This window comes from Candidatus Zymogenaceae bacterium, assembly GCA_016931225.1.
GTDB lineage: Bacteria > Desulfobacterota > Zymogenia > Zymogenales > Zymogenaceae > JAFGFE01.
Genome location: JAFGFE010000039.1, coordinates 77372 through 92639, shown reverse-complemented (window position 1 = coordinate 92639; position 15268 = coordinate 77372). Strand labels below are relative to the sequence as shown.

The window sequence follows — 15268 nt, the reverse complement described above, 5'->3', positions numbered from 1 at the left end:
TTTTCCATAATAGATTGAGGAAAAAGATAATGAAACGGACGGTTTTTATATTATTTGCGCTGGTAATCGCCTTTTCTCCGGTCCTTTCCGGCTGTAATAAGATCATCGACATAATAACCGGCGGAGGCGACGCCGAAGAGATCACCGCTCCCGCACCCCCAGCCCCGCCGACCACCGGCACCACCCCCCAGACCCCGGCCGGGCCCGGAGCGAGCGGCGGCACCGCAGTTGGACCGGCACAGCCGGGAGGACCGGCGGTCAGCGCCCCAACCCTCTCCCCCGACGCGGTGAGGGCGTCGGTGAACGGCAAGTATTACAATCTTTTAACCACCATTTCGGTTCCGGACGACCGGGGCGGCTACGGTGACTTCTATGAATGGGGATACTGGAGCGGCACGAGCTACGCCGGCTATTCCAACATCCCGGCGGGCTACTGGGTCTACGTCTATCCGAACTGGTATATCTGGGGAAACCAGCAGTAGCAGCTCAATATGAATATGGAAGCGAAAGGGCGTCCGACATCGGACGCCCTTTTATTTTTATTTTATATAATGTCGTTTTAAAAACAGCCATACGAGCGATACGCCGGGGCGACCATTGCTTATCCCGCCATGTTTCGTCCCACAACACCCCGGGTACTATTTATACCAGTCCTCTTTCGGCTGATACGAGGTGGCTAAAGACGACTTGACCGCGTGCCGCTCAAACGCCAGATCCACCAGACGGGTGAGCAGATCCGAATAGCCGAGGCCTGTGGCCTCCCACAGCTTCGGATACATGGAGATGGAGGTAAAGCCGGGGATGGTATTGAGCTCGTTGAGAAAGATCTCGTGGGTTTTGCGGGTCACCAGAAAATCAACCCGGGCAAGGCCTGAGCCGTCTATGGCCCGAAACGACTCCACCGCGAGCTCACGGATGCGCTCGATAACATTCTTCGGCAGATCCGCCGGTATCTTGTCTGTGGACTTGCCGTCCACATATTTCGCATCGTAATCGTAAAACTCGTTTGAGGGGATGATCTCTCCCGGGACCGAGGCCTCGGGCTCGTCGTTTCCCAGAACGGACACTTCGATCTCCATGGCGTCCTCAACCGCCTCCTCCACGAGAACCTTTCGATCATACTGCATGGATTGCGGCACAGCGTCGGACAGCTCATTTCGATCGTGGGCCTTGAATATCCCCACGGACGACCCCATGTTGGCGGGCTTGATGAATACCGGGTAGGAGAGCTCCTTTTCGATATCGGCGATGACCCCCTCCTCGTCAGCTTTCCACCCCGATGAGTGGAACCATATATACGGCGCCGTGGGCAGATCCAGGGAAAGGAACAATGCCTTTGAGACCACCTTGTCCATCGCCAGGCTCGACGCCATTACTCCGCACCCCACATAGGGAACACCCGCCAGCTCCAGAAGCCCCTGGACGGTGCCGTCCTCTCCGTAGGGACCGTGGAGCACCGGAAACACACAGTCCAGCCTCTCCCGCCCCCTCCCCTCGTCCCAGGTCAGAAGCCCCCCCTCGTTGTCCGGCAGCAGAATCGCGGCGTGTGCGGGCCCGGCCGAAGGCCTCCCCTTCAGGAATTCCATCACCCCCGCACCCGTGTACCAGTGCCCCTCCTTGGAGATACCGATGGGAACGACCTCGAACCGATTCCGGTCGAGGGCCTCGATGATCGATGTGGCCGACACCAGTGATACCTCGTGCTCACCCGAACGCCCGCCGAATATGACGCCGATTTTCTGTTTGTTCACGTCTTTCCTCTGTTTCTTGATTGATAATCCCGATGTATGTATCGACACCGCTGTATATCGCCGGGTTCCATGAAAACGACCGTGTTCTCTTCTATCACGTCACACACCGGCTGTCAACGGCTCCGACCCGCCCAACAACAAAACCCCCGGACATACCGTCCGGGGGTAATACATTCCTCTGATGTATCCGGGCATTAAAAGCGTACGGTCACCCCGCCGTAGAACTCCCGGCCGGGCAGGCGATAGGTGGAGGTACTCGCCGGGATGACGGAAAATGTCCCCCAGTCGAAGTACTCGTAGGTATATACGCCGTAATCGGCATATTCCTCATCAAAAATGTTGTTGACGCCGAAGAACACCTCCAGCCTCATGAAGTCGAAATCGTGGGTGTACCCCAGGCGGGCGTCCACCACGAGGTAATCGTCGAGGGTTTCGGTCTGCCGGGTGAAGTCGCTGTCGTAAATCCGCTCGTCTACCCACCGGGCGTCGGTGTTGAATGCGATGCCCTTCCAGTCGATCCCCAGGCCGAAGCTCACCGTATGTTCGGGGATCATCGGCAGGCTGCTGTACTCATATCCCTCGTAACTGGGCGGCGCCGGCCATATCGTGTCGTATATGGCATAGTACCCGTCCGAATAGATGACCGTTCGCTGCCACGCGTAGGCGGCGTAGAGGCTCAACCAGTCCAGCGGCTCCGCGTACAGACCCACCTCGATCCCCTCGTGCACGGTCTTATCCAAATTGACGTTCATATTGCCGTCGTAGACGATCTCGTCCTCGTAATACGTCCGGTAGTAATCGAAAGTCAGGCGGAGATACTCGGTGAAGTAGTGTTCAAATCCCACCTCGTAGCTGACGACGATCTCAGGCTCCAGGTCCTCGTTGATCGAGGGAAGGCCGACGCCGAAATATTCATCCATAAGCGGCAGCCGATAGCCCCGGGAGAACCGGAAGTAGAGCTTGCTTCCGTCCTCGAAGAAGGGCGTCCCCTCCTTTCCGTACAAGAACGTGATCCCCGCCGTGTACGCCTGGTTGGTATAAAATTCGTCCGACTCGGTGACCAGACCGGTATTGAGGTTATCCATGGTGAAGTGATTCTGCGCATGCTCGTAGCGATACCCGAGGCTCAACACGACCATATCATACAGGGTCAGCTCGTCGGTTGTGTAGAACGACCGGGTCGTCCGATCCAGGTCATCGTCCACCCAGGTGGTCATTGACGGCCAGTAGAGCCCATAACTCCAGTCATAGACACGATACTCGCCGCCCACCGTCACCCGGTTTTCCACCGGGCCCAGCGCGACGTCCCAGACGTACTTTCCGGAAACATTGTGCTCGACGCTCTTGTTTCTCGACTTGTTGTCGAACCCGCCGTTCACATCGAAGGAGTCCCACCACCAGTAGCCGTCTCGGTAGGAGTAATCCGCGGTGAACATGCCGAACCGATCGAAGTCGAAATCGACACCGGTGGTGATGTAAAACCGCTCCCCCGCCCCACGATCGTGGTCGGTGGAGGAGTAATCCCGCCCGTAGGTTTCCTCGTCGGCCGCGGTCAGATCTCCGGGAAGGCCGAAGGAGTCGGACACGTAGCCCGCGTCCACGCTCAGGGAGAAGATATCGGTGGGGGTGAAGCCGACGGAGCCGACGAAGCTCAGCTCCTCGGCGTCGCTGTTTCTCCGCCACCCCTCGACGGCCGAGTACGAACCGGATGCGAAGGCGTGAAACAGGTCATGAGAGTACCCGGCGCTTGCCGTCTCCTCGAATCTCCCGTAGGAGCCGAAGAGGGTCCCAACCGTGGCGAACGGCACATCGTATCCCTTCTTTGTGATGATGTTGACGACACCCGCCGTGGCATTGTCACCCCAGTAGGCCGTGCCGGTCCCCCGGACGATTTCGATTCTCTCGACGGCCTCCAGCGGTATCAGGGACCAGTCCCCGGCGGCCAGGGTCGGCTCGGTCAATCGGACGCCGTTGACCATAAGCAGCGTATCCGTACCCCTGCTTGACCCCCTCGTGCTCACATCCACGAATGTGTTGTTACCCATCAGGCTCGTAATGTTGATGCCCGCTTCCCGCCTGAGCACGTCAGGCACCGTCTTCGCCCCGGACTTCTCGATGGTCTCGGCGTCGATGACGGTCACGGACGCCGGAATCTTACGGGGATCGGTCTCGCTCCTGGTGTAGATCACCTTGATCTCCGGGACCAGCAGCTCATCATCCTCGTCTTGGGCCGGGGCGATACCGGCCACGCACACACACAGCACCAATGTCGCAACACAGAAAACAAACCAGCGTTTCATGAGAACCTCCTTTCACCCTCGAAAAGGCTGGTTGAAAAAGGCCCGAAAATCGGTCTACTGGCTTATGGGCGTCCTACTGGCCGTGCCTTCCCGCGAGCGAAAAATGCCGAAGCTCATACGTCCCATAACGTTTTGTGAACGGCATCTCTCTGATTCGCAGTGGCGTCTCATACGGCGGTCGTTCCCACTCACAGGTGCGGGGCAGCGACGGATTTGCACCGTCTTCCCGTTCATTTTCGAGCTCACATAACACTATACCTCCCTTTTTGTATCCAAAAGGGTTACCCGGGGCCGGTCGTATATCGGATTTGTATCGACCAGCACCTCGGTGTGATAGACATCCCGTATATATTCTTCCCGAATCACATCATTCGGCGTTCCATCCGCAAGCACCGCGCCGTCCGACATCAATATCACCCGATCGAAAAAGGTCGAGGCCAGGTTGATATCGTGGGTGACGGAGACGACGGTCTTTCGGTACTCCCGATGAAGACGCCTGAGAAGACCGGACACGGCGACCTGGTGGCCGATGTCAAGATACGCCGTCGGCTCGTCGAGGAGCAAAAGATCCGTATCCTGGGCCAGGGCCCGGGCGATACAGGCCCGCTGCCGCTCTCCTCCGGAAAGCTCCATCATCAGTCGATCCTGAAGAGCCGTAAGATCCGTCACCCGCATTGCCCACTCGGCCCGCTCGTAATCCCCCCGCTTCTCCAGGGCGAACCCGGAAAGATAGGGCGCCCGACCCATGAGGACCACGTCCCGGACACTGAAGGGGAAATCGCCGCCCCCATCCTGAGAGACCAGGGCGATCTTTTGGGATATCTTCCGCCGGGAAAGCCCCGAAATCTCAACACCCGAAAGCAGCACCCGCCCGTTCTGGGGGACGAGGAGCCCCGCGAGGATTTTCAACAGCGTGCTCTTGCCGGACCCGTTCGGCCCGATGACGGCCACGTTTTCCCCATCGTCTATGGTTATACTGGCATCACGAATGACCCAGTCGTCGCGGTACCGGAAGCGGACGGTCTGTGTCTCTATCATCACAGCTCCCTCCGCAAAAGGTAGATGAAAAAGGGCGCCCCGAACAAAGCCGTCAGCACTCCCACCGGCAGCTCCAGGGGGGCGATGACCGTCCGGGCGGCGGTATCGGCGACGACCAGAAACAGACCGCCGAAGAGCACCGCCGTGGGGATGAGCGCCCGGTGATCCGCCCCCAGGACCATCCTCAGCATGTGGGGGACGATCAATCCCACGAAGCCGACCACCCCGGCGGCGGAAACCACCACCGCCGTCAGCGCCGACGCCGCAACGAACAGCACCAGCTTGGTCCTCTCCACCTCCACCCCCAGAGACGCCGCCGACTCGTCGCCGCCCAGGAGGAGATTCATGTTCCGGGCATGGTAGAAGACGATCACGGAGACACAGACAAACACTATCCCCAGCACCAGTGCTTCCCCCATGGAGGAGAGAGCCAGATTTCCCATCAGCCAGAAAAAGATGCTGTATATCTGGTCGCTCCGGGCGATGGAGATGAAAAACATGATCGCCGCGGAGAAGAATGCGTTCACGATCACGCCGGTCAAAAGCATCGTGTGGGGATAGAGCCGCTCCTTGATACGGGCGATGCGGAATACGATGATCACGGTGGTCATGGCCCCGGCAAAGGCGAACAGCTTCGACGCCCAAAACACCCCTCCCAGCCCCAAAAGCGACGCCGTCACCACACCCACCGCCGCGCCGCTGGAAACACCCAGGATGTATGGATCCGCCAGGGGATTTCTGAGCAGCGCCTGGAAGACAATCCCGGCAAGCGCCAGGCCGCCCCCCACCAAAAGCCCCACGATGATCCGGGGAAGCCTGAGCTCCCGGATGATGGTAAGCGTCTCGGGGGAGACGGAATCAGGACGGAAAATCGACAGAACCGCATCCCGGATAGGGATATGAACCGCGCCCACACCGGCGGCGATCAGCGCCGTCACCGCCACGGCTAAAAGCAGAAGCGGCACGGTGATGATGAGCTTACGTCTCTGATTCATCGTCGGGCATATCTTTAAAAGCGTCCGGGTGAAGAAGAGCAGCCAAATTGAAAAGACCCTCCACGATCCTGGGACCGGGGCGGGTGACGATATCCGCCTCGATCACGTGGATTCTTCCGGTCATCACCGCGGGAATGGTCGGATAGGCGGCGAAGAAGGCGAGGGCCCGCTCGGTATCCGCCTCGAACGACATGGAGGGAATGATGATCACCTCCGGCGCCGCGGCAATCACCGCTTCGAGGGAAATCCGGGGATAGCGTATCTTCCGGGAGCCGGCGGCGTTCACTCCGCCGGCGCGCTCGATGAGCTCGTGGGCGAAGGCCTCCGTCCCGACGGTAATCACCGGCTCGATATCCAGCGCCATCAGCACCGATACCGGCTCGAGGTCCTTCACCCGCTCCTCCACATCACGGATGACGCCTTGCATCTCGTCTGCGATCTTCCGCGCCTCCTCACCCTCTCCCACCAGTTCGCCGATCTCAATGACCGTGTCGATCACATCATCGACGCCCTTCGGATTGATCACATACACCGGGATGCCGAATGTTTCGAGAATCGCCAGGGGCTCCTGTTTATCGCCGTCGGCGGTGGCGATGACCAGGTCCGGCTTCAGGGCCACGATCACTTCGAGGTTCGGGGTGATGTACGTCCCCACCACCGGGATCGAGGCCGCAGCCTCCGGGTAGTCCGAGAAGACGGTCACACCCACAACCCGATCCCCGGCATCCAGGGCGAAGAGAATCTCCGTGATGTTCGGGGCCAGGGAGACGATGCGCCCTGGGTTTTCAGGCACCGTCACCTCCCGGCCCATCTGGTCGATGAGGGACCTCGCCTCCCCGGCACGGCACGAGACGCCCGCTGATACCACAAGCGCAAAAATGATAACCGCACAAATGAGATGTCTGTACATATATTTCATTCGATACAAAAAACCCCGCCCTTCAAAAGGGCGGGGTGTATTCCTGCTGCGGCACGAAAACTCGCCTTCGCGGAAGACCGCCCTCCCCTCGGAAGACTGTTTGGTCTTTCAGGCGCATCCAGGTTCCTGGCTTTCGGGCGTCAATATTCTTTTCGCCCATTCACAGTTGCGGGGCAGCGACGGAATACGACCCAGGAGCAAAATACTTGTCCTCGATCTTCACCATCTTCCCTGGCGCTTTCCGATCGTCGGAAAGCAAAAGCGCCTTGTTTGTCTTTTCATCTCGGAGGGCCGATGGATCAATCCACCCCCCCCCTTTTGAAAATCGTGCTCTATTATATGCCACGACATTCGATTGTCAACGATATTCGTATCGATGAGACGCCGACAAAGACACAGGCCGTTCGGAGCATCGGAAATCATACTCCCCGTTGTTTGGATTGAAATCATCCCCGGTCAGATCGATATCTCATCTGACTCTCCCCGCCCCGGGATTCTGCCCGCCGGAGGGGCCTCTATTCGTGTCTACTCCCGTGATTACCCTGCCGAAATACGTATCATGCCTGCTGGCAAAGGAATATCCGTCGTCCCAAGACTTTAGTTGAGCATAGGATACATGGATTTTGCCGTCCAGATCGAACTGGGTGTTCATCACCAGCCCGCGCTCGTCAAAGCCCACCACAAGCACGAAATGATCCACAAACCACCTCGGGTGCTCATCCGGATAGATCTTGGTGCCCACGAGCACGGGATGCCCACGCCGAAGTCCTTCCCGAATCCACTCTAAAAACAGATCCAGATCACTCTCCTCGTCGTCCCAGATCACATAGGTAACGCCCAGGGCATCCATGGCCTGGTCGATGTTTTCCTCGATCAGGCCCGGCGTACGATCCACGGCCGCCTCGTTGATCTCCTTCTGAGAAATGTCCACCCCGTAATACGCCATGGCCATTTCCAGGCACGCCTCCCCACACCATCCTTCCCCGTTGTCTTCCCGCTCCGGGTCCCAATACGTGTCAGAGATGTCGAGGAGCATCGAATCCCCGGCCGCGGCCGGGACAACCGACATCACAAACACAACACACATCGCCCATACCACAAAACGGCGTGTTCGCTCATTCATTGATATACCCCTTTGAGGTTGAAATCAGAGAGAGACCGGACCTCACCACACGGTCATTTATAACGAAAGATGGTTTCCGGGCCATAACCGGGCACCACAGGCGGCGTGCGATACGCCGCCCGCAGCGGGGGGACGCCCTCTCCTAAAAATTGTATTCGTCGTTGTCCGGGTCGAAATCATCTTCGCCGAGCCCGATATTGATCAGGTAATCCTGATACCGGTAGGACTCGATCAGCTCTCCTGCCTCATTATATGATATGAAGGCGGCGGGGAGCAGGGTGTCCCGGTACAAATATATCTCGGTCAGATACGCGTAGCTGTTTTCATGTACCCGTATCAGGTTGCACGGCTTCTCCTGAAACAAAATATGATCGTGATACTCCACCCGAATGGGAGACGACGGGTTCTCCGAATCCGTGACGATGATCGATATGATCCGCTCAAGGGTGGGAGTGATACCCGCCTCGGTGATGATATGGCGGTTGTTTTTGGTGACGATGCCGCTGTCCGGGGCGATTTTCAGCGTCATCCCGCCGAGGATCCCTCCGGGACTGACAATCATCTTGTCTTCATACTCGCCCTTCACATAGATGATTTCCTGCCCCTTGTCACCTCCCTCCTCCACCCGGACATACACGGAGAAGGGCCGCCTCCACTTGAAGGTCATCCGTTCCTCCTCGCCCAGGATCCCGTCGATCCGCTCCCGCTTGAACAGCGTCACCTGATAATCCTCAAGTCCCCGGGCCGTCTCCAGCGCATCCTCCAGAAGTGACAGGGCCATTGTGACATCATTCGACAAGGGAAGATCATCGGTTTTTACGGAATACATATCGGCGCATACCGGATACGCCGCACAGAGCATGATTATCAGAAAAATCGGTATCCGTTTCATACTCGAAGCAGCTCCTTCACATGGAGGTATGTGTATGCAGTGTGTCATCGTCCATGATATAGTATAGCATAGTATATGTCCGTACTTTTTCGGATATTTATTACGTGTCGATACCAAATCGAATATGATTTCTGTTTTTTTCATATATCGTCGCAGTGTTTCGCCGACACGTCGGTTTATAGTAGAAAGGCGCAGAAGCCGATGAACGAATTTTCAGGCACATATCGACGAGACGGAAATACCCACGACCGATGACCGACATCGACCTGGATCAGAAACTCATGAAGGCCGCAGCAGAGGGGGATACGAATTCCTTCGGCGAACTGGTGCGCCGTCACCAGGGGGCTGTCATCAACTATTTTTTTCGATATACCCAAAACATCGAAACCGCCCGGGAGCTGAGCCAGGAGGTATTCCTGCGCATATATGAAGCCAGGAGGCGCTATCGCCCCACGGCGAAGTTCACCACGTATCTCTTTCGCGTGGCCCACAACCTGGCCATCAACAAGGTCATCGCAAAAAAGCGCCCCGTCTCCGTTCCGATGGAGACCGACGATCCGGACACCGTCGATCCAATCGTCGCATCAGAGAACGACAATCCTGAACAAGCGGCCCTGGTCGCCGAGGAGTCCCGATTCATCGAGGACGCGCTTTCGACCCTGTCTGAAAGGGAGCGCTCCGTTCTGATAATGAAATATACCCTTGATATGAGCTATACCGAGATCGCCGAGGCGACGGGTGACAGCGAATCCGCGGTGGATTCTCTTCTGATACGGGCAAAAAGGAAGCTCAAACGCGAGCTGGAAAAGCGGGACGTCACCGCACCGAGCGAAAATGTGTAAGGCAAACCGAAGGATTTATACCATGATCCGGTTTATATGTACAGAAGAACGAAATAGTGGGAACGCACGACGGGAACGGATTGGAAAGGGAATCAATCGATGAAAACGAAACATAGAAAGTTTGAAAAGCTCCTGTCCGCATATCTCTTCGGAGAACTGGACGAGAAGGAGGCCGAGCGGCTGGAGAGTCACCTGGCCCGGTGCGAAGACTGCGCCCGGGCGCTCAGGCGCGAAAAGCAGCTGCATCGCACGCTTTCCGGGGCCCTGGCGCACCGCACGATTGATCCCGAGTTCGACATCACAGATCTCGTTCTTGGGAAAATCAGGGAGATCGAGGGGAGGAAATCCATCGCCGATCGCATCTCGAACATGTTCGATATGCGTTTACGGCACGCCGCGGCCTACGCGCTGGCCGCATCCATCGGCCTGGCCGCGGGCGTTCTGCCGCTCTTTACCTTTCTTACGCCGTCCGTCGCAACTCCCGAGCCCCAGACCGATCCCCTGGCCGTCGAATACCTGATGGACGCACCGCCCCAATCCCTGACGGCCTTCTATTTCGACCGGGAGGTGACCGATGAGTAGAAACACGCTGATTATCCTGCTGATCCTTTCCGTCGCCCTTAACCTGGGGCTCATCGGCACGATGGCCCTCAGGCACGTCGTCACGCCGGAAACGACGATCTCTCCCGATTCGTTCGGATTTCATACCTGGCTGGGAGACGGCATGCTGGATGACGCACAGCGGGAGACCATCGACGAGATCATCTCAAAAAACCAAGAGGAGATGAACGACATCAAGAATGAGCTTTCCCAAAAGCGCTTCGAGCTGACGGAGCTGATGCGACAGGACGAGCCGGATCCCGACGCTGTGGAGCTGAAAATCGCCGAGATCGCGGACCTCCAGCGTGAACTGGAGCAGATGATCGCCGAGCAGATGATGGAGGTGCACGCCGTCCTGACCCCGGAGCAGGCCGAGATATTCACCACACACATGGAGGAGCGGCTCTGTCCCGGCGGCGGGTACGGCATGGGACGGGGACGGTGGGACGACGAGTACGACACCGACGATGATTTTAGGGGCAAGGGCAAGGGAAAGGGCTGGCGAAATCAGAACAAAAACAACGGATCCGGCTATGGATCCGGCAAGGGATATTGTCCCTGAAGAAACCTATAACTACAAACGTAACAGACGATCGCACATCGATCGAACGAGAAAAGGAGCATACAATGAAACGAATAGTAACACTCACAATAATCATGGCACTGGCACTGACGGCGGGGGCGGTTCTGGCGGCGGATACGACCGACTATACCTATGCACCCTGGTGCTGGAGAAACGACGTCACCATGACCGATACCCAGAACGAGCGGCTTGCGGACATCCAGGAGAAATACTGGGAGAAATCCGAGGCCATCATGGATTCGATCGCGGACAAGCAGGATCAGCTTGACAAAATCTACCGGGACGACAACCCGAATTACACGAAGGCGGACGCCCTGGAGGACGACATATACGATCTGAACCGTGAACTGATCGACCTCAGGCGGGAGTATCGGGACGAGGCGCGGGGCGTGCTGACCGACGAGCAGCTCTCCGAATATCCATACGCCTTTAACGGCGGCTACGGCATGGGATACGGAAGAGGCTACGGTATGGGCTACGGCATGGGTTACGGTATGGGCTACGGAAAAGGCTACGGCATGGGCTCCGGCACGGGCTACGGTCGGGGATGTTGGCGCTGGTAAAAAAAACACATAGCGGGCGTCGGCTGCCGACATCAACTTCCGACGCCGAACAACGAGGGGGATGCGGATTCCGCATCCCCCCTTTTTATATCACTCTCTCTATTACTTCAGATAGACGTCCGTGATGACAATCTCCACGGAATCTCTCCCGAACCAGACATCTTTTTCGACAATATAGTTATCGGAAACCTCTTTCTGGAAACGGCCGAAGACGGAATCCCTTGTTGCACGTAGAATGGTGAAATCATCCTTTGTGAAATAGAATGATCGCACGGCGTTACGAGTAACAAAATTGCTGGAGTTACGTACATGTATCGAGTAGTATACCTCATACCTGTAACTGTTACTGGTATATACGCTATTATCGAAGTATGTGTCATCAGTTTTCGCCGTGAACTTCCAGGTGAAATACACATAGTTATTCGTCATCTTGGTAATATCCACATAGAAATCGGTCACCTCAACAAACAAATCCTCACAAAAACAGGGCACACAAAAGACTGATCCAAGCAACACAAGAGCACAGGAAATAACGGCGAGTTTTTTCATACCATATCTCTTGAATCAGGAATATATCAAATGCAAATAAATATATTATCAATACATATAACAGACATACTTGTCAAGTTTATTTAGACAATGTTTTATCGATAAGGAGCGCTCATGTTCCCAATGAGTGCTTGAACTTTATCCCTGTTGTTTGAGAACGCCCCGAAAATGCGATCCCGTTTTCTCAGTGGAGCGACATTGAGTACAAAGACCTGTGGAGCGTTTCATGCTACCTGAAATCGCTGGCACCCACCACCACCTCCCACTCGGAAAATCGATCCCACAGCGCCCGATCAATCGTCGCCTCTCCGAATATCGTCCGCTCATATCTCCCGTAGATGGAATCCCCTCGGGTTTCCAGGATTATCAGATCTTCGGGAGTAAAGAGAAATGAGCTGTCGTCCGAGGCGATCGTGATTCCTTCCTGATCGTAGAGCCGTATCGAATAGACGGTTTCTATGGCGAGCATCTCGTGGGGCATTTCGAAATCGTTGGTCCACGCCCGAAACATCCAGGCGTAGTAAACCGTATCGCTCGATGTATACGTCGCATCAATGTCAACATCACTGACATGAATCTTGACATACACCTCGTCGGCGGACACCGGTCCCCGGATCGTCAAAATCATCATGAGCAGTATCGCCGCTACACACAGTCTTCGCGCCATATCTCATCGCCTCCCACTGCACTACTGTTATTCTTTTTCAATTACATACAATTGAGCGCAAATTTCCGAAACCCGCCCCTCCCCCATCCCTCCCCGCCGTGCCGCACCCCCCGTGTCATTGTATCATGAATATACACCGCCCGGTGTGGGTCCGGTGAGGCGCTCTTTTATCTCATGAAAATCCTTGACAAAAGTCGGTTCATGTTTGGTACAATATATAGAAATTTTAACATTTCTCTTTTCAGGAGAACCCGCATGAAACGTTTTATGATATGTATACTCATGGTATGCGCTCTGGTAATCCCGGCGGCCATCGCAACCGCCCAGGATAGTATCGAACCCACACCCATACCGGTGGATCCATCAAAAGTGGATTTCACCGGCGTATGGACCTATACCGTCACGCCCATGAGCATCGTCGGCATGTGTCCCCCGGGGGTACCCGGTTCCGGGGAGCTTTCCATCGCCGTGGCGGGTGACGTTGTCACCCTGACGTTCCTCTCCGGAAGAACGTGCGCTCCCCCCTCCATGTGCATCTTCACCGGTCGGGTTGAAGAGGGACAGATTATGGTCTCCAACACCGACATCGTGGACGACGAGGGTGGGGAGGCCACCAACGCCATGGCGCTGTTCTTCTCCTCGGACAGCAACGGATGGGGCAGGGGCAGCTCACGATACCTCCATCCCTCGGGATTCGAGTGCGTCTGGGAGGATAACATCACCATCAGCCGATAATCACTTCCTGCCGAAACGAACGGAAACGGGGAATCGGGAGTTCTTTCCGATTCCCCGTTTTATATTACAACGACGTACTTACTTCTTCCTCCCCGCCTCGAACACCTCCGCGAGCTTGATATAGTCCATCAGCCGGTCCGGCGCCGCCGCCAGGGTCCCGTCCACAACGGTCACCATCGGGATCACTCCGGGCTCTCGCTCGGGCATGGCGAAGGGGAGATATCCGTCCTCGTGAACGCCTGTGCTCCCTCGGCAGGGTGACGGCGTTGAAAGGTGCGGCGTCGCCAGGGCGTACTTCGCATAGATATCCTCCCAGTTGGCCGGCCCGTCCATCTGAAACAGCGGCGTGATGGAAAGAAGCGCGTCATACCAGCGCTCTCCTGCCAGCAGGAGATCCGGATACGCGCTCTTCAGCTCGCTCTTGATGGCGCGATATCCCTCAAAGACGTCGTAATAGGGATCATTCGTCCAGGTGAAGTGGGTATCCAGAAACACCGCCCTGAATCCGTACTGATCGATGAGATCCGACAACGACTCGACCAGCTTGTCCTTCCAGGCCGGGGCGCCCGGATTGAGCCATATCTGCCAGCCCGGGTCGTAGGCGCGATCGCCGCTCCAGTCCGGCTTGTTGCCCACAAAACGGGTGCCCGATGCATCGTGGAGCCGGGAGATGGGACCGTAGTCAGGAAAATCCGGGTGTCCGCTGTTCGTGCAGTTGGCACCGAACATCGGCATCAGGTTGACCCCCAGCTCATGGGCGCCTTCCACCAGCCGCTTGAACCCGTCCTGTCCCCCCAGGCGCGGATCGGGGCGGTAATCCCCATACTGCCAGTAGTAGCGGCCCTCCCAGCCGGGGAGGTAGGCGAGAATCCTCTTTCCCTCCATACGCTCGGCGAACCATTTGATGGTATTGAGCATCTCCCTGTAGGTGTTGAAGACGTAGCCGGAAAAATGCATGCCGTGAATCGAGACGATGAGGCTGATATCCCGAAACCAGTCCGGCACGTCTTCCCTCTTCTCAAACGGACTGAACCCGTACGTTTCGGCGGCCCAGGCGAGGTAGAGTTCCGCGACGCTGCGGGGGTCGGTCGTCACCCCCATCTCCCAGGCCGGGGTGACGATAATCTCCCCGAATCCGGTGGCGGGCGCCTCGTAAATCAATTCCACGTCTATAAGCTCCGGGTCGTCCTGGCGATGGAAGAATCCGAACCTCCGGGCCGTCACCCGCTCATCCTTCGAGAGGAAGTAGGTGTATTCTCCGCCGTTTTTCAACATAACCAACGGCATGCGCAGCATAAAGGCGTGCCAGTGCGGATATTCATAGACCATGCCCCCCTCGAGGATCGGCATGTCCTGGGCGTAATCGCTGGTGACGGCTCCTCCCCTTCGACCCGGCAGGATTACCTTGACCGAGCGAAGTTTCTCCTGATGCGCCGCCTCCACCTTGAACCGAAGCCCGCTTTCCGTCTTTTCCACAAGCAGCATCGCCCCGCCGTCGCACTTCTCCTGTCCCCCCGCCCAGGTAAGGCCCCGAGCGGTCACCAGGGCCTTGTCACCCTCGATCTTGACCTCGGTACGTTCGGGGTCCAAGCCGAACACGTTCTCCATGGTGAAGATTTCCAGGGAGAACTCCTCATCGAAGATCGAATAGATCGGATTCTTCGGGTCATAGCTCAATCGCTGCATACTGCCACCTCATACTCAGTAACCA

Annotated in this window: 16 protein-coding genes and 2 riboswitches; of the genes, 6 read left to right on the top strand and 10 right to left on the bottom strand. The window is 56.8% G+C overall.

Annotated elements, in window-relative coordinates:
• Positions 1–29 precede the first annotated feature (29 nt).
• Positions 30–482: a hypothetical protein gene (locus tag JW885_15230; protein MBN1883518.1), complete on the top strand. Its 453-nt coding sequence runs from the start codon at positions 30–32 to the stop codon at positions 480–482.
• A gap of 156 nt (positions 483–638) precedes the next feature.
• Here JW885_15230 and JW885_15225 read toward each other — a convergent pair whose 3' ends face one another.
• The 7 genes from JW885_15225 to JW885_15195 all read right to left on the bottom strand — a co-directional run bounded on the left by JW885_15225 (position 639) and on the right by JW885_15195 (position 9018).
• Positions 639–1751, bottom strand: coding sequence for a D-alanine--D-alanine ligase (locus JW885_15225; protein MBN1883517.1), 1113 nt, complete (start codon positions 1749–1751; stop codon positions 639–641).
• A gap of 194 nt (positions 1752–1945) precedes the next feature.
• Entirely contained in the window at positions 1946–4051 is a 2106-nt protein-coding gene (locus JW885_15220) for a TonB-dependent receptor (protein ID MBN1883516.1), read from the bottom strand.
• Between the two features lie 29 nt (positions 4052–4080).
• Positions 4081–4323, bottom strand: a riboswitch (cobalamin riboswitch).
• The gene (locus JW885_15215; protein ID MBN1883515.1) at positions 4304–5089 is read right to left on the bottom strand and encodes an ABC transporter ATP-binding protein; all 786 of its coding nucleotides are present in this window, start codon (positions 5087–5089) and stop codon (positions 4304–4306) included. It overlaps the preceding riboswitch by 20 nt.
• Positions 5089–6084, bottom strand: coding sequence for an iron ABC transporter permease (locus JW885_15210; protein ID MBN1883514.1), 996 nt, complete (start codon positions 6082–6084; stop codon positions 5089–5091). The genes JW885_15215 and JW885_15210 overlap by 1 nt, the downstream gene beginning before the upstream one ends.
• Entirely contained in the window at positions 6068–6994 is a 927-nt protein-coding gene (locus JW885_15205; GenBank protein MBN1883513.1) for a cobalamin-binding protein, read from the bottom strand. Before JW885_15205 ends, JW885_15210 begins: the two co-directional genes overlap by 17 nt.
• Positions 6995–7102: 108 nt before the next feature.
• Positions 7103–7281: riboswitch (cobalamin riboswitch) on the bottom strand.
• Positions 7282–7472: 191 nt separating this feature from the next.
• Positions 7473–8126, bottom strand: coding sequence for a C39 family peptidase (locus tag JW885_15200; GenBank protein ID MBN1883512.1), 654 nt, complete (start codon positions 8124–8126; stop codon positions 7473–7475).
• Between the two features lie 142 nt (positions 8127–8268).
• The gene (locus tag JW885_15195) at positions 8269–9018 is read right to left on the bottom strand and encodes a DUF1571 domain-containing protein (GenBank protein ID MBN1883511.1); all 750 of its coding nucleotides are present in this window, start codon (positions 9016–9018) and stop codon (positions 8269–8271) included.
• Positions 9019–9269: 251 nt separating this feature from the next.
• On the opposite strand from JW885_15195, the gene JW885_15190 reads away from it, so the two are divergent.
• The 4 genes from JW885_15190 to JW885_15175 all read left to right on the top strand — a co-directional run bounded on the left by JW885_15190 (position 9270) and on the right by JW885_15175 (position 11606).
• Positions 9270–9860 carry an RNA polymerase sigma factor gene (locus JW885_15190; GenBank protein ID MBN1883510.1) on the top strand — a complete coding sequence of 197 codons (591 nt, stop codon included), beginning with the start codon at positions 9270–9272 and terminating at the stop codon, positions 9858–9860.
• Between the two features lie 99 nt (positions 9861–9959).
• Positions 9960–10442: a zf-HC2 domain-containing protein gene (locus JW885_15185; protein MBN1883509.1), complete on the top strand. Its 483-nt coding sequence runs from the start codon at positions 9960–9962 to the stop codon at positions 10440–10442.
• Positions 10435–11022: a periplasmic heavy metal sensor gene (locus JW885_15180; protein ID MBN1883508.1), complete on the top strand. Its 588-nt coding sequence runs from the start codon at positions 10435–10437 to the stop codon at positions 11020–11022. Before JW885_15185 ends, JW885_15180 begins: the two co-directional genes overlap by 8 nt.
• A gap of 65 nt (positions 11023–11087) precedes the next feature.
• Positions 11088–11606 carry a hypothetical protein gene (locus JW885_15175; GenBank protein MBN1883507.1) on the top strand — a complete coding sequence of 173 codons (519 nt, stop codon included), beginning with the start codon at positions 11088–11090 and terminating at the stop codon, positions 11604–11606.
• A 102-nt stretch (positions 11607–11708) separates the two neighbouring features.
• Here JW885_15175 and JW885_15170 read toward each other — a convergent pair whose 3' ends face one another.
• Together JW885_15170 and JW885_15165 are read right to left on the bottom strand one after the other, a co-directional pair.
• A complete protein-coding gene (locus JW885_15170; protein ID MBN1883506.1) occupies positions 11709–12155 on the bottom strand; it encodes a hypothetical protein in 447 nt (148 codons plus the stop codon).
• A 229-nt stretch (positions 12156–12384) separates the two neighbouring features.
• Positions 12385–12822 carry a hypothetical protein gene (locus tag JW885_15165; GenBank protein MBN1883505.1) on the bottom strand — a complete coding sequence of 146 codons (438 nt, stop codon included), beginning with the start codon at positions 12820–12822 and terminating at the stop codon, positions 12385–12387.
• Between the two features lie 255 nt (positions 12823–13077).
• On the opposite strand from JW885_15165, the gene JW885_15160 reads away from it, so the two are divergent.
• Positions 13078–13557, top strand: coding sequence for a hypothetical protein (locus tag JW885_15160; GenBank protein ID MBN1883504.1), 480 nt, complete (start codon positions 13078–13080; stop codon positions 13555–13557).
• Between the two features lie 78 nt (positions 13558–13635).
• Here the strand turns inward: JW885_15160 and JW885_15155 are convergent, their stop codons facing one another.
• The gene (locus tag JW885_15155) at positions 13636–15243 is read right to left on the bottom strand and encodes a family 10 glycosylhydrolase (protein ID MBN1883503.1); all 1608 of its coding nucleotides are present in this window, start codon (positions 15241–15243) and stop codon (positions 13636–13638) included.
• Positions 15244–15268: the final 25 nt, after the last annotated feature.